We start from the raw sequence: 16,015 nt of genomic DNA, 5'->3' as shown, positions 1-16,015 counted from the left end.
GCGCGGCCCTTGCGTTGTGGGAACTCCAGCTCTTAGCGGCTGGGAGTGGCGAGAGGTTGTTCTTCTAAGAGATCACATCAACCCACCACTTCGCTTCGCGCTCTGCACTCTTTCTCAGAATCCTCCTTGACACGACGACTGCTATTGCTATGGCAGCAAACGCTCCTAGCACGCGCAGCAGTCTCGTCGCCGCAGGAACCGATGCTGCGAACGTGTCGCGCACAAACCAAATAGGCGCCTCCAACAGCAAGATCGGAATCGCAAGGAGGCGCCCACCGAGTGGCACTACGCTCTCGCCCAATAGATCGAGTCCTATGGCGACATAGAGCATTAGGGCGAGCACCGCGACGATGAAGTACGTGAGCAGTGCAAGCCAAAATAGTCGAATCACAGGCAACCTCACTCAATAGGCGGCAGTGGCGGCACTATCGGGACGATTCGACCTGTCGGAGTGCGGTGCGCAGGCGCAGAGCCGCCAGAGGGTGATGGCCTGCAGCAGGCTGATACAGAGCCCGACCAGCATGGTCGAGGCCAGCAGCGGCATGGACACGACAAAACCAGTCCAGAACAAGTCTGCGATCAGGTTGAGCGCGAAATCTGATTGCATGCCACCGTCCCTGGTTCAACGTTGCAGGAGAACCTCGCCCTGTCGTGGCTGAGGCCGAACAACGACAGGATAGGTGGCTGGCCGTGAGGCGCAAGCCGAATAGTCACGGCTGGAAATCCTCACCCATGCATCGGCAAGGAAAGGGGCCGCCACCTCCCCAGGTGGCGTCGAGCGGGTGCTTCCGTGCGGCTCGCCTTCAGTGAGAGCCCTTCGGTCTGCAGCCGAAGGGCTCTATTCCAACCCGAGTTCCTGGATCTTTCGCGTGATCGTGTTGCGGCCGATGCCCAGCTTCTGCGCCGCCTCGATCCTGCGCCCGCGCGTGTTCGCCAGCGCCGTAAGGATCAGCCGCGACTCGAAGCGCTTGGTCAGCGCGTCCCACACGTCGTGGCGGCCGGAGGCCAGCAGCTCCAGCGCCTCCTGTTCCAGCCCGGTCTCCCAGGTGCCGCCGTTCAGGGCCGCCATCAGCGGCGACGTGCCCGCGGGCGCGAGGCTCGCGGGGGCCAGGGGCTCGTCGGCGCGGGCGGGCGCCGCGCCCTGCCCCGCCGGCACCGTGGCGGGCCGCTCGGCCGCGGCCGCCGCCGCCGCCACCTCGCCCAGCCCCACCTCCGGCGGCAGGTCCTTGGCCTCGATCAGCTGCGCCGGGGCCATCACCGTGAGCCAGTGGCAGATGTTCTCCAGCTGCCGCACGTTGCCCGGGAAGGCGAAGCCCGACAGCCGCACCAGCGCGGCGTCGGTGATGCGCTTGGGCTCCACGCCCAGCTGCTTGGCGCTCTGCTGCAGGAAGTGACGCGCCAGCATGGCGATGTCCTCGCGCCGCTCGCGCAGCGCCGGCAGGCGCAGGCGGATCACGTTCAGGCGGTGGAACAGGTCCTCGCGGAACACGCCTTCCTTGACGCGCTGCTCCAGGTCCTGGTGGGTGGCGGCGATGACGCGCACGTTGGCCTTCACCGCGTTGTGCCCGCCCACGCGGTAGAAGTGGCCGTCCGACAGCACGCGCAGCAGGCGCGTCTGCAGGTCGAAGGGCATGTCGCCGATCTCGTCCAGGAACAGGGTGCCGCCCTCGGCCTGCTCGAAGCGGCCGCGGCGCATGGTCTGCGCGCCGGTGAAGGCGCCGCGCTCGTGGCCGAAGAGCTCGGACTCCAGCAGGTCCTTGGGGATGGCCGCGGTGTTGATCGCCACGAAGGGCCCGTTGGCGCGCGGCGAGTGCTTGTGCAGCGCACGCGCCACCAGCTCCTTGCCCGAGCCCGATTCGCCGGTGATCAGCACCGTGACGTTGCTCTGCGAGAGCCGGCCGATGGCGCGGAAGACGTCCTGCATGGCGGGCGCCTGGCCCAGCATCTCGGGCGCGGCGGCCATGCGCTCCTCGGCCACCTCCTCGCGCTGGCTCTCGTCCACCGCGCGGCGGATCAGCTCCACCGCCTTGGGCAGGTCGAAGGGCTTGGGCAGGTACTCGAAGGCGCCGCCCTGGAAGGCGGAGACCGCGCTGTCCAGGTCGGAGAAGGCCGTCATGATGATCACGGGAAGCCCGGGGTGCTTCTCCTTGACCTTGGTGAGCAGGTCCAGGCCGGAACCGCCCGGCATGCGGATGTCGCTCACGAGGACCTGCGGGCCCTGCTCGTCGTCGGATTCCAGCGCCTGCAGCACTTCGCGCGGGTTGGTGAAGCTGCGCGTCGGCAGGTCTTCACGCAGCAGGGCCTTCTCCAACACGAAGCGGATGGATTGGTCATCGTCAACGATCCAGATCGGCTTCATGGGATGGCTTGTCACCTCGGGTTTGTCAGTCGAACACTAGGGCAGCGGGATGAGGATCTTGAAATCCGTCCTCCCCGGGACGCTGTCGCATTCGATCAGTCCGTGGTGTTGCTGCACGAAGGTCTGCGCCAGCGTGAGCCCCAGCCCCGAACCCCCTTCCCGCCCTGACACCAGCGGGAAGAAGATCCTGTCCCTGATCGAGTCCGGTACGCCCGGCCCGTTGTCGATGACATGCAATTCCAGTGCCAGTCGATAGCGCTGCTTGCCGAAAGTGACCTGCCGTGCCACGCGGGTGCGGAACACCAGCTGCGCATCGCCCGCCCCGATGCGGTCGGTGAGCGCCTCGCAGGCGTTGTGCGCGATGTTGAGCACGGCCTGGATCAGCTGCTCGCGGTCACCGCGGAACTCGGGAATGGAGATGTCGTACTCGCGCACGACCCTGAGGCCGCGCGGGAACTCGGCCAGGATCAGCGAACGCACGCGCTCGCAGACCTCGTGGATGTTGACGTCGCCCACCACGTGCGGCCGCCGGTGCGGCGCGAGCAGCCGGTCCACCAGGGTCTGCAGGCGGTCCGCCTCATGGATGATGACCTGGGTGTATTCCTTCAGCCCGGGCGACTCGATCTCCATCTCCAGCAGCTGCGCGGCGCCGCGTATGCCGCCCAGCGGGTTCTTGATCTCGTGCGCGAGGTTGCGTATCAGTTCCTTGTTGGCCTGCGCCTGGTCGATCAGGCGCTCCTCGCGGTCCTGGCGGGCCTGCGCCTCCAGGGGCAGCAGTTCCACCACGAACTCGCCCGCGCGCTCGGTCTGGGCCACCACCACGTGCACCGGCCAGTGCTCGCTGCCCGGGCGCATCAGCGCCGCGTCATAGCGCAAGGCGGCGAACTCGTTGCTGCTGGCGCCCGCCAGGGCGTTCTGCAGCAGCTGCGGTTCGGTGAAGTGCTGGGGAAGGCTGGAGCCTTCGATGCTCTTGCGCGAGATGCCCAGCGCGTCTTCCAGGGCGGCATTGGCGAAGAGCACCGCGCCCTCGCGGGTGACCACGGCCACGAGCGTGGCCAGCAGGTCCAGCGACTGGAAACGTTGTGCGGGCTTGGCGGCGGTCGAGGGTTTCAAGCCCTCATTTTGACGCAATGCGCGCAAGTTCCCGCTTGATGCCGGCGATGTCGCTCTCGGTACGGGCGATGCTGGCCTTCATGTCGGCCACCCGGTCCAGGTACTTCTGGTGGTTGCGGTGCTCGGGCCCCAGCATCTCGGGCTCGCCGTTGTTGTAGTCCTTCAGGAGTTCGGCCTGGCGCGCCTGCGCCTTGCGCAGTTCGTCCTCGAGGATCTGGCGGGCGTCGGAATCGCGCGCCTTCTGGTCAGCGGCGTCGATGCGCTGGCCGCCGCCGGCCTGCGGCGGCGCCAGGGCGATGCGGGTGGCCGCGCCGGCGGCCACGGCACTGGCATTGGGCTTGGTGCCCTGGACCACGGTGATGTTGCCGCCCTCGAGCGGCTTGCATCCCTGGGCCTGGGCCTCGATGGCGCTGTTGGTGTAGGTGTTGCCACAGCGCCAGACCTTGGTCTGCGCCTGGGCGCCGGCGGCAGCCGCGGCAGCCGCGAGCGCGAGCATGACGGCGTGTTTCATGACGGGCTTTCGTGTCATCCGCAAACGTGCGGTGGACGGCCTTTCAGTATCACGCAACTCATCAAAAAAGCAAACCAAGCCCTTGATCCACAAAGAAAAAGGACCGCCGAGGCGGTCCTTTTACACAACACGCTGGATGGAATTACAGCGAGTAGTACATGTCGAACTCGATCGGGTGCGTCGTCATGCGGAAGCGGGTCACTTCCTGCATCTTCAGCTCGATGTAGGCGTCGATCATGGTGTCGGTGAACACGCCGCCCTTGGTCAGGAACGCGCGGTCCTTGTCCAGGTATTCCAGGGCCTGGTCCAGGCTGTGGCAGACGGTCGGGATCTTCGCGTCTTCTTCCGGCGGCAGGTGGTACAGGTCCTTGGTGGCGGCTTCGCCCGGGTGGATCTTGTTCTCGACGCCGTCCAGGCCGGCCATCAGCAGCGCGGCGAAACCCATGTAGGGGTTCATCAGGGGGTCCGGGAAGCGCGCTTCGATGCGGCGGCCCTTCGGGTTGGACACGAAGGGGATGCGGATCGAGGCCGAGCGGTTGCGGGCCGAGTAGGCCAGCTTCACCGGGGCTTCGAAGCCGGGCACCAGGCGCTTGTAGCTGTTGGTGCCGGGGTTGGTGATGGCGTTCAGCGCACGGGCGTGCTTGATGATGCCGCCGATGTAGTACAGCGCGAACTCGGACAGGCCGGCGTAGCCGTCACCGGCGAACAGGTTCTTGCCGTCCTTCCACACGGACTGGTGCACGTGCATGCCGGAGCCGTTGTCGCCGACCAGGGGCTTGGGCATGAAGGTCGCGGTCTTGCCGTAGGCGTTGGCGACGTTCTGGATGATGTACTTCTGCAGGATGGTCCAGTCGGCACGACGCACCAGCGTGTTGAACCGGGTGCCGATCTCGTTCTGGCCAGCGCCCGCCACTTCGTGGTGGAACACCTCGACCGGGATGCCCATGGATTCGAGGATCAGGGACATCTCGGCGCGCATGTCCTGCGTGCTGTCGACCGGGGGAACCGGGAAGTAGCCGCCCTTGACGGTGGGACGGTGGCCCTTGTTGCCGCCTTCGATCTGCTTGCCGGTGTTCCAGGACGCCTCGTACTCGTCGACCTTGACGAAGGAGCCGGACATGTCGGCGCCCCAGCGCACGTCGTCGAAGATGAAGAATTCGGGTTCCGGACCGAAAAAGGCGGTGTCGCCCAGGCCGGAAGCCTTCAGGTAGGCCTCGGCGCGCTTGGCGATGGAACGCGGGTCACGGTCGTAGGCCTTGCCGTCGCCCGGCTCGAGCACGTCGCAGGTCAGGAACAGCGTGGTCTCTTCGAAGAAGGGGTCGATGTTCGCGGTTTCCGGATCGGGCATCAGCAGCATGTCCGAGGCTTCGATGCCTTTCCAGCCGGCGATGGAGGAACCGTCGAACGCGTGGCCCGAGCTGAACTTGTCTTCGTCGAAATGGGACACGGGCACGGTCACGTGCTGTTCCTTGCCGCGGGTGTCGGTGAAGCGGAAGTCGACGAACTTGACCTCGTTCTCCTTCACCATCTTCATCACGTCTGCGACGGTCTTGGCTGCCATCAGGTTCTCCAGTTTGGAAGGGTTGTCAAAAAGAATGATCGGGCTCGGGAATGCAGTTTCTGTGCCAAAGCTGGTGCATGGCGGCGCCTGCGGAGCCGTGCGATTCTCCGCGATATTTGCGGCTTTTCCCTACAAAACGCTGGCTCGGGGCCTACAAAATAGCACCGAATTGGTGCAAATCAGCTCTGCACAGAAACAGGGCGTCAGGGACGCACCAATTCGGGGCCTAGCGGTACGCCCAGGGCGCGCAGGCCCTCCAGCAGGCGGACGTAGGCCGGGTCCACGCGCGCCGGCTCGCCCTTCACGCCCAGGTCGATGTGCCGGCCCCAGGTGGGATGGTCCACGCTGGGCAGGCTGAAGACCTTGATGCCAGGGTGCTCGCGCTCCACGGTTTCCATGAGCGGCGTGAGCGCCGCCTCCATGGCGCCGAAGACGATGACGGACTTTTCCAGGTAGGCCTCGCGCCGGAACAGGTGCGGGTACTTCGTGTCCAGCACCCACTCCAGCATGGGCCAGGCCATCACCGGGAAGCCGGGCACGAAGTGCACCGTGCCCACGCTGAAGCCCGGGATCTTGTTGTACGGGTTGGGGATGATCTGCGCGCCCTCGGGGAACACGCCCATGTTGAGGCGGTGAACGTTGTCCGGGCGGTCCGGCTCGTAGGGCGTGCCCTGCTCGCGCGCCACGTCCTGCATGCGCTCGCGGATCAGCACTTCGGCCTCGGGGTGCAACACCAGGGGCACGCCCAGCGCCGCGGCGGCGCATTGCCGGGTGTGGTCGTCGGGCGTGGCGCCTATGCCGCCGAAGGAGAAGACCACGTCGCCCGAGGCGAAGGCGCGCTTCAGGGCGGCGGTGATGCGGGCCGGATCGTCGCCCACGTACTCGGCCCCGGACAGCGCCAGGCCGCGCGCGCCCAGCAGCTCGATGGCCTTGGCCATGTGCTTGTCGCTGCGCTTGCCGGACAGGATCTCGTCACCCACGATGACGAGCCCGAAAGAAGGATGGCTCATGGCCGCAATCGTAGCCGAGCGCCACGCAGGGCGCGGGCGCCCACCCGCCTAGGCGCGGCCGGCCAGGCGCTTGAGGCCCAGCCACTGCTGCGACCAGAAGCCGCTGCCGTAGTTGCGGCCCTTCTCGACCTGGTCCCGGATGCCGGTGGCGTCCCAACGCAGCTCGAAATTGGCGGTGCGGAACAGCATGTCCCACCAGGGCAGCAGCACGCCGAAGTTGTGGCCGCCCAGCGCCGGGCTTCGGCCCCGCACCAGCGGCTGCACGCCCGCGGCGCGCTCGTGACCCAGGCCGATCGCATGGTGCAGGCGGTGGAAGCGCGGGCTGACCCACAGCCGCTCGCCGATGCGGCCGAACCAGACGCGCAGGTTGGCGTGCTGGAAGCTCTGGCTGAGCTGGGTCACTGCGACCAGGGCCACGAACTGGCCGGGCGCGACCCCGATGAGCTGCGCCAGGATGACGAACAGGCTGTCGTGCAGCAGGTCGTCCAGCAGGTGGTTGCGGTTGTCCGACCACATCGTCATCTGGCGCTGGGAGTGGTGCAGCGAATGCAGCTGCCACCACCATTCCACGCTGTGCTGGGCGCGGTGGATCCAGTAGTCGGCGAAGTCGAAGATGACCAGGTAGACGCAGAACAGCGCCAGCGCATGCTGGCCCAGCCAGGGCACCAGGGTGTCCAGCTGCGCCGGGCCCACGCCCTGCAGGTGCACCCAGCCGAAGAAGGCGTCGAACAGGGGCTGCACGCTGAAGAACAGCGCCACGCGCACCAGCCCCAGCCGGTGGATCAGGGTGTAGAAGACGTCGGTGCGCACCGCGCGGCGGTCGCGCAGGTCTTCCACCGGGCGCCAGCGCTGCAGTGGGCCGATAACGGCCACCAGCACCAGCACCTGCACCAGGCCGACCAGCAGCCAGCCGGCGGCGGCATAGCCGTCCTCCAGGATGTCGCCCAGGCCGACGTGGAACATCAGCGGCTGCAGCAAGGTCTGGAACACCCACTGCTGGGCCAGGCCGAAGAGGTTGTCCAGGAAATCCATCAGGTCTTAATGCGTCGCGATCCAGTCACGGTAGCCAGGGTGCTCGCGCAGCGTGCGGAAACAGAAGCCCCGCTGCTTGAGCCCGGCGATCAGGGGCTCCAGCACCGCCGGGGCCCAGGGGTCCTTGCGGGACCAGATCCCCAGGTGCGCCACGAGGATATCGCCGCCGCGGATGTGCTGCAGCGCCCGTGTGAGAAGCACTTCATTGGAAAAAGTTTCACTGGGGAGCTCGTCGCCCAGGAAACCGGCCGGGGCCCAGCCCACGTGCGCCCAGCCGCCGGCGCGCGCCGCGGCCAGCAGCGCCGGCGAGGTCTTGCCGCCGGGCGCGCGGAACAGCGGCAGCGGCTGGCGGCCGGTGATCTCGCGCAGGCGGTCGGCGGCACGCGCGATCTCCTCGCAGTACTGCGCGCCGGTCCAGGTGAAGCTGCGGCCCTCGTCGGGGCCGGCGGAGGGGCGGACCTCGAAGCGCGGCGGGCTGCCGGGCAGGTCACGCCGCCAGTACACGTGGTCGTAGGTGTGGGAGGCGAATTCGTGGCCCTCCGCCGCCCGCGCCTTCCACCAGGGCGCCCAGTACGCGCCCAGGCTGCCGTCGCCCGCCTGGGTGCGCTCGTTCGCGGCGAAGAAGGTGACGCTGACCTGCTGGCGCTGCAGCACCTCGGCGATGAGCGGCGCCACGCCCATGTGGCCGGTGTCCAGGGTGAGGTAGAGGGGGTGGCCGCAGGACGCGTCGCCGCCGGCCGCCGGGGCCGCCGCCGAGGCCGGGGCGGGCCGCACGAAGGGCGCCGCGAGCGCGGCGGCCAGCAGCGCGCGCCGCTCAGCGCGGCGCGTGGTCCAGGGTCCAGACGCCATGGGGGGACTTGCCCACGTTGACCTGGCGCAGCACCTTCTTCTGCACCGTGTCGATGACCGACATCTTGCGGGCCCAGCGCGAGCTGACCAGCAGGGTCTTGCCGTCCGCCAGCACGTCCATGCAGTCGGGGCCGCCCGGGGCCGGGTAGCTCTCGACCACCTGCAGGGTCTGCAGGTCGATCTTGCTGATGGTGTCGGCCACGCGGTTGCTGACGAACACGTGGCGCCCGTCGCCGGCCGCGCGGAAGGCGTGCGCGCCCTCCCCGGTCGGGATCTTCTTGAAGAGGCGGGGCTGGGGGCCGCTGATGTCGTAGACCTCGACCTCCTTGCCGCCCGTCATGCCGACCAGCAGGGACTTGCCGTCGGGGGTGCCGAACACGTCGGCCGGCAGCGAGCCGGTCTTGGTGCGCCACAGCAGGGTCTGCGTCACCAGGTCGATCGCGACCAGTTCGTCGCTGTCCTGCATGCTGACGTAGGCGATCCGGCTGGCGGCGTCGATCCAGGTGTGGCTGGGGGTCTTGCCGGTGGAGATGCGCTTGGCCAGCTGCAGGTTGGCGCCGTCCCAGCGGTAGATGTCCACGTGGTTGAGGCGGTTGCCGACCACCACGAACCACTTCATGTCGGGCGAGAAGCGAAGCTGGTAGGGGTCCAGGATGCCGGTGACGGTGCGCTGCACCTCGCCCGTGCGGGGGTCGAAGAAGGTCAGCGAGTCGCTCAGGGCGTTGGCCACGATCAGCGATTTCTCGTCGGGCGTGAGGTAGAGGTGGTGCGGTTCCTTGCCGGTGGGCACGCGGCGGATTTCCTGCCAAGTGACCGGGTCGATGATGCTGACGTTCGCGTCCAGCGAATTGAGCACGAAGATGGGGTGCGCAGCCAGCGCCGGGAGGGACAGGAAGGCGGCGGCCAGGGCCGCGAGTGCGCGGCGGTGCGGGGTGCGTGTCACGTGGAGCGTTTCCAGGGGGAGCGCGGAGTTTACCCGGCGGCACACGTCACCCGTCGTAACATTCCCGGCATGGAATTGATCGACGTCAACGGGGTCCCGCTGGAGCTACAACGCATCGCGGCTCCGGACGGTGCACAGGCGCGCGCGCCCATCATCTTCCTGCACGAGGGCCTGGGTTCGGTGGCCCTGTGGCGCGACTGGCCGGCCCAGGTCTGTGCGGCCACCGGCCGGGCCGGATTCGCCTACTCGCGCCGCGGGTATGGCCGCTCCGCCCCCATCCACGACGTGCGCGGCAAGGGCCGGCACCGGCCGGACTACATGCACAAGGAGGCGCTGGAGGTGCTGCCCGCCCTGCTGCAGGCGCTGGGCATCGCCCGCCCGGTGCTGCTGGGCCATTCGGACGGCGGCACCATCGCGCTCATCCATGCGGCGCACCACCCGGTGGCGGCCTGCGTGGCGATGGCGCCGCACGTGATCGTCGAGGACATCTCGGTGCAGGCGATCCGCCAGGCGCGCGAGGACTGGCCGCTGCTGCGCGAGCGGCTGGCGCGCTACCACGACGCGGTGGAGGTGGCGTTCTGGCAATGGAACGATATCTGGCTGGACCCGGCCTTCCGCGACTTCGACATCCGCAGCGAATGCAGGCGCATCGCCGACCCGGTGCTGGCGCTGCAGGGCCGCGAGGACGCCTACGGCACCCTGGCGCAGGTCGAGCAGATCGCGCCCACACGCGGGCGCTTCGAGATGCAGGTGATCGAGCAGTGCGGCCACTCGCCGCACAAGGACCAGCCCGCGCTGGTCACCGGGCGCATCGCCGAATTCCTGGCCGGCCTGGCCTGAGCGCGTTCAGGCCGGACGCAGCAGGGCCAGGTCCTCGGCCGACAGCCAGCGCCACTGCCCCGGCGCCAGGTCGGCGGGCAGCGCGAGCCCGCCGATGCGCGAGCGGTGCAGCGTCTCCACCCGGTTGCCCACCGCCGCCAGCATGCGCTTGACCTGGTGGTACTTGCCCTCGGTGAGCGTGAGGCGCAGCGACTGCTCGCCCGTGGCCTCGCAGGCGGCCGCCCGCACCGGTTTCGGGTCGTCGTCCAGCACCACGCCCGCCAGCAGCCGCTGCACCTGGGCGGGCGCGACCGGATGCTTGCAGCCCACCTCGTACACCTTGGGCACGTGCTTCTTCGGCGAGTTCATGCGGTGGATGAAGGCGCCGTCGTCCGACATCAGCAGCATGCCCGTGGTGTCCTGGTCGAGCCGGCCCACGGCCTGCACGCCGTCCTCGGCGCCCTTCACGGGGCGCGCGCGCAGCGGACCCGGCAGCAGCGTGTAGATGCTGGGCCAGGCCGAAGGCTTGCGGGAGCACTCGGTGCCGGCCGGCTTGTGCAGCAGCAGGTAGGCCTTCTCGTGCCAGGGCCAGGGCTGGCCGTCGACCTCGAACACCAGCCCCTGGGGCTCGAATTCGGCCGTGGCGTCCGTGACCGGCTGGCCGCCCACACGCACGTGGCCCTGCTGCACCAGCCCCGCGCACACACGCCGCGTGCCGAAGCCCTGCGAATACAACACCTCCTGGATCTCCATGGGGCGAGTATCGCCGCCCGGCGGCCCGCTTTCAGCGCCGCGGCCGCGGCAGCGGGCTCCAGGCCGGCCGCTCGCTGCGGCCGCTGTCCAGCACCACCAGCCAGCGGCCCGCGAACTGCAGCGGCTCGCGCTCGCGCGGCAGCACCCACAGGCGGTGGCCGTCGCGCGCCAGGGCCTCGTAGTCGGCATCCAGCACGCCCCGCAGGTCCAGCAGGCGGTCCAGCGTGGCCGGCACGCGGATGCAGCCCTTGCTCTGCGCCGTGCCCAGCCGGGGCTCCAGCACATCGGGGTCGGTGGCGTGCAGTTGCAGCCGCATCTCGATCACGGCGTGGTCGCCCCAGCCCTTGGGCACCGGCTGCCAGCCGAAATCGAACACCCGCAGGCCCGCCAGGCCATAGCCGCGGATGTGGTTCTCGTTGAAGCTGCCCTCGGCCCGGAAGTCCGGGTTGGACGGGCTGTGGCGGAACACGCCCAGCGGCGTCTCGAAGTGATCGAAGCTGCCCGGCCGGCCGGGTGCGCGAGGTGCACGGCGACCTGCACCTGGCGAACCTGGTGGAGATGCCCGACGGCAGCGTCGCGGCCTTCGACGGCATCGAGTTCGACCCCGCCCTGCGCTGGATCGACGTCGCCGACGACATCGCCTTCCCGGTCATGGACCTGGAGGCGCAGGGCCGGCGCGACCTGGCCTTCCGGCTGCTCAACGGCTGGCTGGACTGGAGCGGTGACCACGGGGCCTTGGCGGTGCTGCGCTTCGCCCTGGCCAGCCGCGCCCTGGTGCGGGCCCAGGTCGGCCTGCTGCAAGGCCAATCCGCGCGGGCGCGGCGCTACGTCCAGGCCGCGCTGCGCTGGATGGCGGAGCCCGCCCCAAGGCTGGCGATCACGCACGGCCTGCCGGGGGCCGGCAAGAGCTTTGCCGCGCAACACTGGCTGGAGCGCGAGGGCGCGATCCGCCTGCGCTCGGACGTGGAACGCAAGCGCCTGTTCGGCCTGCGCCAGGACCAGGACTCGCGCAGTGCCGGGCTCGACATCTACGGCCCCGAGGCCGGGGCGCGCACCTACGCGCAGCTGATGGGGCTGGCGCGGGCGGCCCTGGCCGCGGGCTGGCCGGTGGTGCTGGACGCCGCCTTCCTGCGCCGTGCGGAACGGGAGGCGGCGGCCGCGCTGGCGCGGTCGCTGGGCCTGCCATTCGCCATCCTGCACTGCGAGGCGTCGGCGACCGTGCTGCGCGAGCGGTTGCGCACGCGCCAGGGCGACCCCTCGGAGGCCGACGAGGCGGTGCTGGAGCGCCTGCAGGCGGCGCACGAGCCGCTGGACGCGGACGAGGCCGCGCACGTCATCCGGCTGCCGGACTGAGCAGCGCCACCACCGCCTCGTCCGCGAGCTGGGGGAAATCCATGTAGTACGCGCCCACGGCGCGGAAATCCGGCGGCACCGAGAGCGCCACGACCTCGTCCGCCAGCGGCAGCACCAGCGCGCGCGCACCGGCCGAGGCGACCGGCACCGCGCACACCAGCGTTCGGGGACCGCGCCCGCGCACCGCGTGCAGCGCCGCCACCATGGTTGCCCCCGTGGCCAGGCCGTCGTCCACCACGATGGCCACGCGGCCTTGCAGCACCGGCAGCGGCCGGCCGGGCGCGTAGCAGGCACGACGCCGCGCCAGTTCGTCCCGCTGTTCGTGGACCTGGCGCTCGATCTCCTGCGCGTCCGCGCCGCTGGCGGCAGCGCCGCGCGCGAGCCAGGTCCAGCCGGTCTCGTCCACCGCGCCGATCGCGACCTCCTGCGACCAGGGGGCGTGCAGCTTGCGCACCAGCACGATGTCGAGATCGCCTGCCAGGGCGCGGGCCACCTCGGCCGCCACGGGCACGCCGCCGCGCGGGATGCCCAGCACCACGGGGCGGGTGCCGCGGTAGCGCGCCAGGGCCAGGGCCAGCTGCCGGCCGGCGTCGATTCGATCGGCGAACATGGGCGTCACCTCCGCGCCCAGTCTAGGACCGCGTGCAGGCGGGGAGGCTGATCGGCGTCAAGGCGCGCGCGCCGTGCAGAGGCCCCATCCACGGCTCGGCGCCGGCCGTCGCCCGGTCGCGTTGTCGGCCACGCCCTGCCGTCAGGTCCCGCAGACGGTCAGGAGTGCATGGGCCAGCAGCACGTACAGCACCGCGGCCCCCACGATGAGGTTGGCGATCAGCCCGGCCATGGCCATGAAGCGGGTGCGCCCGTCACCGCTGCCCAGCAGGCGGTGGCCGCCGCCAGGCTTCTCCCCCGCGGTGCGGCGCCAGGCGCCCGCCGCGATCGCGGCCGAACACACCACCAGCACCAGGGCCACCACGTCCACCGCCAGGGCAAGGCCGTGCAGGCCGGGGATGGCACCCACGCGCGGCTCCCAGCCCAGGTCGCAGCCGTTGGACAGCAGGGGCACGGCCACGGCCATCTGCAGGAAGAAGGCCGCCGGCCCCAGCACCAGGCCGGCGCCCAGGGCCCAGGCGCTGGTGCGGTCCCGGTGCGGGGCGGCATGGCCGGCGTCGAGCGCCGCGTCGCGGGGTGCGGGTGCGGCCCTCATTTCGCAAGGCCCAGGTAGGGGCTGAGGTAGAGCGAGGCGAACACCACCAGCCAGACCACGGTGACGAAGTGCCAGTACACCGCGCCTATGGAGATCGCGGCGTGCCGGCGGCGGTCGAAGTTGCCCAGCAGCGACCACACCAGCAGCACGGCCAGCCCCAGCAGGCCGGCGATCACGTGCGCCATGTGGAAGCCGGTGATGGTGAAGAAGAGCGAGCCGTAGGCGTCCTTGGAGAGCGTGAAGGGCTTGCCGCGCCACTCGTGCAGCTGCAGGCCGATGAAGAACACGCCCAGCGCCAACGTGGCCGCGAGCCCCAGCCGCAGCCGACCCGCTTCGCCGCGCATGATGCCGCGCTCGCCCCACCACACCGTCAGGCTGGCCAGCACGATCACCAGCGTGCCGGTGCCGGCGATGCCCAGCGGCGGCGGCCCGCCGTCGGGCCAGGGCGCGGGTGCCTGCGAGGCGATGTAGAAGTAGGAGAACAGCAGGTAGGCGAAGAGCGCGGCCTCGGTCGCGACCACGCACCACATGCCCCACCAGCCGCTGGAGAGCCGGCCCTTGCTGCCCACCGGCAGCGCCTGCGTCAGGTCCATCGCGGCGTCAGGCATAGGCCGCCTCCCGCACCTGGCCCAGCTTGCGCTCCGGCCACAACCACAACAGCATCGCCAGCGCCGCCGCTGCGCCCCCCACGCCGGCCACCCACCAGGCGTGCACCAGCAGGCCGGTGAACAGGCCCACCAGCGACAGGGTGAGCAGCAGGGGCGCGGGCGAATCGCCCGGCATGCGCAGGATCACGTCGGGCTCGGCGTCCAGGGCCGTGGTGCCCAGGGTCTCGCGCCCATGGTCCAGCAGCGGGCCCGCATCGAGCCGGCTGCGCGCGCGCCGGTCGTCCAGGCGCGCCTCCCACAGGGGATGGCGGCTGGCGATAAGGGGAATGACCAGGAAGTTGTAGGGCGGCGGCGGCGAGGGCACGGACCACTCCAGCGTGGGCGCGTCCCAGGGGTTGTCCCCCGCGAGGGCGCCGCGCCGCAGGCTCAGCGCCACGTTGGCCAGCAGCATCGCGACCCCGAGCGCGAAGACCACGCTGCCCACGCTCACCAGCAGGTTCAGCGGCCCCCAGCCCATGTCGGCGCTGTAGGTCCAGATGCGGCGCGGCATGCCCAGCAGGCCCAGCACGTGCATGGGGAAGAAGGCCAGGTTGAAGCCCACGAACATGATCCAGAAGTTCCAGCGGCCCAGGCGCTCGTCCAGCAGGCGGCCGGTGAACTTGGGGAACCAGTAGTAGATGCCGCCCACCACCGCGAACACGTTGATGCCGATGATCACGTAGTGCAGGTGCGCGACCACGAAGTAGGTGTCGGTGAGCTGGCGGTCCACCGGCACCGAGGCGGTCATGAAGCCCGACAGCCCGCCGATCACGAACAGCACCACGAAGCCGGCGAAGAAGAGGAAGGGCGTCCTGAACACGGGCCGCCCGGTCCAGATGGTGGCCAGCCACGAGAACACCGCCACTGCGCTGGGGATCACGATGGCGAAGCTGGCGGCGCTGAAGAAGGAGAGCGAAACCGGCGGCAGGCCGGTGGCGAACATGTGGTGCACCCACACGCCGAAGCCCAGCACCATGGTGGTCACCGTGGCCAGCGCGACCGGCGTGTAGCCCACCAGGGGTCGGCGGCAGAAGGTGGGCAGGCCGTCCGACACGATGCCCATGGCCGGCAGCACGATGGCATACACCCAGGGGTGGCCGAACATCCAGAACAGGTGCTGCCACAGCAGCGGCTGGCCGCCGCCCGCGACGTCGAAGAAATGGGAGTGGAACTGCCGGTCCATCCACAGCATGAAGAAGGCCAGGCTCACCGCCGGCACCGCGAACAGGTTGCCCACCGAGGCGGTGAGCGTGCCCCACACCAGGATGGGCACGCGGTTGATGGACATCCCCGGCGCCCTCGTGCGCAGCAGCGAGACGATGAAGTTCACCGCGCCCACGGTGGTCGACACGCCCAGCAGCACCATCCCCAGCGCGTACACGTCGATGTTGATGCCCGGGTTGAACTCGTGCCCGGTGTAGGGCGTGTAGTTGAACCAGCCCGCGTCGGGCGCACGGCCCAGCGGGAAGCTCGCGTACAGGTAGATGCCGGAGGCCAGGAAGACCCAGTAGGAGAAGGCGTTCAGCCGCGGGAAGGCCATGTCGCGCGAGCCCAGGATCAGCGGCCACAGGAAGTTGGAGAAGCCCGAGAGCACCGGCAGCGCGTACAGGAAGATCATGGTCACGCCGTGCATGGTGAAGAGCTGGTTGTACTGCTCGGGCGTGAGCAGGCGCTGGCCGGGCTGGGCCAGCTGCCAGCGGATCACCGCCGCCTCCAGCCCGCCCGCGAGCAGGAACAGGAAGGAGGTCACCAGGTAGCGCAGGCCGATGGCCTTGTGGTCCACGCTGCACAGCCAGCCCCAGAGGCCGGGCCCGGTCTCCCACAGGGCCTGCAGGCGCGGCGCGATGGCGGGGTCGTCGGC

17 protein-coding genes are annotated in these 16,015 nt (G+C 69.7%); 2 read left to right on the top strand and 15 right to left on the bottom strand.

What is annotated here, in order from left to right; all coding sequences use genetic code 11:
• Positions 1-403 precede the first annotated feature (403 nt).
• The 9 genes from IM725_RS10085 to IM725_RS10045 all read right to left on the bottom strand — a co-directional run bounded on the left by IM725_RS10085 (position 404) and on the right by IM725_RS10045 (position 9,378).
• A complete protein-coding gene (locus tag IM725_RS10085; protein WP_193780457.1) occupies positions 404-607 on the bottom strand; it encodes a flagellar biosynthetic protein FliQ in 204 nt (67 codons plus the stop codon).
• A gap of 231 nt (positions 608-838) precedes the next feature.
• Positions 839-2,359, bottom strand: coding sequence for a nitrogen regulation protein NR(I) (gene ntrC, locus IM725_RS10080; protein WP_193780456.1), 1,521 nt, complete (start codon positions 2,357-2,359; stop codon positions 839-841).
• 36 nt (positions 2,360-2,395) lie between these two features.
• A complete protein-coding gene (gene glnL, locus IM725_RS10075) occupies positions 2,396-3,490 on the bottom strand; it encodes a nitrogen regulation protein NR(II) (RefSeq protein WP_407692516.1) in 1,095 nt (364 codons plus the stop codon).
• Positions 3,477-3,983 (bottom strand): hypothetical protein, encoded by a 507-nt coding sequence (locus IM725_RS10070; protein WP_193780454.1) that lies wholly within the window; start codon positions 3,981-3,983, stop codon positions 3,477-3,479. Before IM725_RS10070 ends, glnL begins: the two co-directional genes overlap by 14 nt.
• 142 nt (positions 3,984-4,125) lie before the next feature.
• Positions 4,126-5,544, bottom strand: coding sequence for a type I glutamate--ammonia ligase (gene glnA / locus IM725_RS10065; protein WP_193780453.1), 1,419 nt, complete (start codon positions 5,542-5,544; stop codon positions 4,126-4,128).
• 203 nt (positions 5,545-5,747) lie between these two features.
• Entirely contained in the window at positions 5,748-6,554 is an 807-nt protein-coding gene (locus IM725_RS10060; protein WP_193780452.1) for a competence/damage-inducible protein A, read from the bottom strand.
• A 48-nt stretch (positions 6,555-6,602) separates the two neighbouring features.
• Entirely contained in the window at positions 6,603-7,586 is a 984-nt protein-coding gene (locus tag IM725_RS10055) for a sterol desaturase family protein (RefSeq protein ID WP_193780451.1), read from the bottom strand.
• Between the two features lie 6 nt (positions 7,587-7,592).
• On the bottom strand, positions 7,593-8,435 hold the full coding sequence (locus IM725_RS10050) for a polysaccharide deacetylase family protein (RefSeq protein WP_193780450.1): 843 nt from the start codon (positions 8,433-8,435) through the stop codon (positions 7,593-7,595).
• A complete protein-coding gene (locus IM725_RS10045; protein WP_456096191.1) occupies positions 8,401-9,378 on the bottom strand; it encodes a YncE family protein in 978 nt (325 codons plus the stop codon). Before IM725_RS10045 ends, IM725_RS10050 begins: the two co-directional genes overlap by 35 nt.
• A 69-nt stretch (positions 9,379-9,447) precedes the next feature.
• Here IM725_RS10045 and IM725_RS10040 point away from each other — a divergent pair, with 69 nt between their 5' ends.
• A complete protein-coding gene (locus IM725_RS10040; protein WP_193780449.1) occupies positions 9,448-10,218 on the top strand; it encodes an alpha/beta fold hydrolase in 771 nt (256 codons plus the stop codon).
• Between the two features lie 6 nt (positions 10,219-10,224).
• Here IM725_RS10040 and IM725_RS10035 read toward each other — a convergent pair whose 3' ends face one another.
• Positions 10,225-10,950, bottom strand: a complete 726-nt coding sequence (locus IM725_RS10035) for a pseudouridine synthase (protein ID WP_193780448.1) — start codon at positions 10,948-10,950, stop codon at positions 10,225-10,227.
• Positions 10,951-10,981: 31 nt separating this feature from the next.
• Positions 10,982-11,419, bottom strand: coding sequence for a hypothetical protein (locus IM725_RS10030; RefSeq protein WP_193780447.1), 438 nt, complete (start codon positions 11,417-11,419; stop codon positions 10,982-10,984).
• A 53-nt stretch (positions 11,420-11,472) separates the two neighbouring features.
• Here IM725_RS10030 and IM725_RS20720 point away from each other — a divergent pair, with 53 nt between their 5' ends.
• Positions 11,473-12,303, top strand: a complete 831-nt coding sequence (locus tag IM725_RS20720; protein WP_321576200.1) for a bifunctional aminoglycoside phosphotransferase/ATP-binding protein — start codon at positions 11,473-11,475, stop codon at positions 12,301-12,303.
• On the opposite strand, the gene IM725_RS10020 is transcribed toward IM725_RS20720, so the two are convergent.
• The 4 genes from IM725_RS10020 to ctaD all read right to left on the bottom strand — a co-directional run.
• Positions 12,284-12,913: a phosphoribosyltransferase gene (locus IM725_RS10020; protein WP_193780446.1), complete on the bottom strand. Its 630-nt coding sequence runs from the start codon at positions 12,911-12,913 to the stop codon at positions 12,284-12,286. The genes IM725_RS20720 and IM725_RS10020 overlap by 20 nt on opposite strands.
• Positions 12,914-13,054: 141 nt before the next feature.
• Positions 13,055-13,507, bottom strand: coding sequence for a hypothetical protein (locus IM725_RS10015; RefSeq protein ID WP_193780445.1), 453 nt, complete (start codon positions 13,505-13,507; stop codon positions 13,055-13,057).
• Positions 13,504-14,115 carry a cytochrome c oxidase subunit 3 gene (locus IM725_RS10010; RefSeq protein WP_193780444.1) on the bottom strand — a complete coding sequence of 204 codons (612 nt, stop codon included), beginning with the start codon at positions 14,113-14,115 and terminating at the stop codon, positions 13,504-13,506. The genes IM725_RS10015 and IM725_RS10010 overlap by 4 nt, the downstream gene beginning before the upstream one ends.
• The coding region (gene ctaD, locus IM725_RS10005; RefSeq protein WP_193780443.1) for a cytochrome c oxidase subunit I at positions 14,108-16,015 on the bottom strand (1,908 nt) is incomplete at its 5' end. The genes ctaD and IM725_RS10010, both read right to left, overlap by 8 nt.

The sequence above is a fragment of the Ramlibacter aquaticus genome, from assembly GCF_015159745.1.
GTDB lineage: Bacteria > Pseudomonadota > Gammaproteobacteria > Burkholderiales > Burkholderiaceae_C > Ramlibacter > Ramlibacter aquaticus.
The sequence above is the reverse complement of the archived record's forward strand: the minus strand, read 5'-3'. Positions and strand labels throughout refer to the sequence as shown.

Excerpts from the sequence above, each read along its gene's own strand:
- IM725_RS10055 (WP_193780451.1), bottom strand. The coding sequence starts at position 7,586 with ATGGATTTCCTGGACAACCTCTTCGGCCTGGCCCAGCAGTGGGTGTTC.
- IM725_RS10085 (WP_193780457.1), bottom strand. The coding sequence starts at position 607 with ATGCAATCAGATTTCGCGCTCAACCTGATCGCAGACTTGTTCTGGACT.
- IM725_RS10040 (WP_193780449.1), top strand. The coding sequence starts at position 9,448 with ATGGAATTGATCGACGTCAACGGGGTCCCGCTGGAGCTACAACGCATC.
- IM725_RS10060 (WP_193780452.1), bottom strand. The coding sequence starts at position 6,554 with ATGAGCCATCCTTCTTTCGGGCTCGTCATCGTGGGTGACGAGATCCTG.
- IM725_RS10070 (WP_193780454.1), bottom strand. The coding sequence starts at position 3,983 with ATGAAACACGCCGTCATGCTCGCGCTCGCGGCTGCCGCGGCTGCCGCC.
- IM725_RS10015 (WP_193780445.1), bottom strand. The coding sequence starts at position 13,507 with ATGAGGGCCGCACCCGCACCCCGCGACGCGGCGCTCGACGCCGGCCAT.
- glnA (WP_193780453.1), bottom strand. The coding sequence starts at position 5,544 with ATGGCAGCCAAGACCGTCGCAGACGTGATGAAGATGGTGAAGGAGAAC.
- IM725_RS10050 (WP_193780450.1), bottom strand. The coding sequence starts at position 8,435 with ATGGCGTCTGGACCCTGGACCACGCGCCGCGCTGAGCGGCGCGCGCTG.
- IM725_RS10035 (WP_193780448.1), bottom strand. The coding sequence starts at position 10,950 with ATGGAGATCCAGGAGGTGTTGTATTCGCAGGGCTTCGGCACGCGGCGT.
- IM725_RS10010 (WP_193780444.1), bottom strand. The coding sequence starts at position 14,115 with ATGCCTGACGCCGCGATGGACCTGACGCAGGCGCTGCCGGTGGGCAGC.
- ntrC (WP_193780456.1), bottom strand. The coding sequence starts at position 2,359 with ATGAAGCCGATCTGGATCGTTGACGATGACCAATCCATCCGCTTCGTG.
- IM725_RS10020 (WP_193780446.1), bottom strand. The coding sequence starts at position 12,913 with ATGTTCGCCGATCGAATCGACGCCGGCCGGCAGCTGGCCCTGGCCCTG.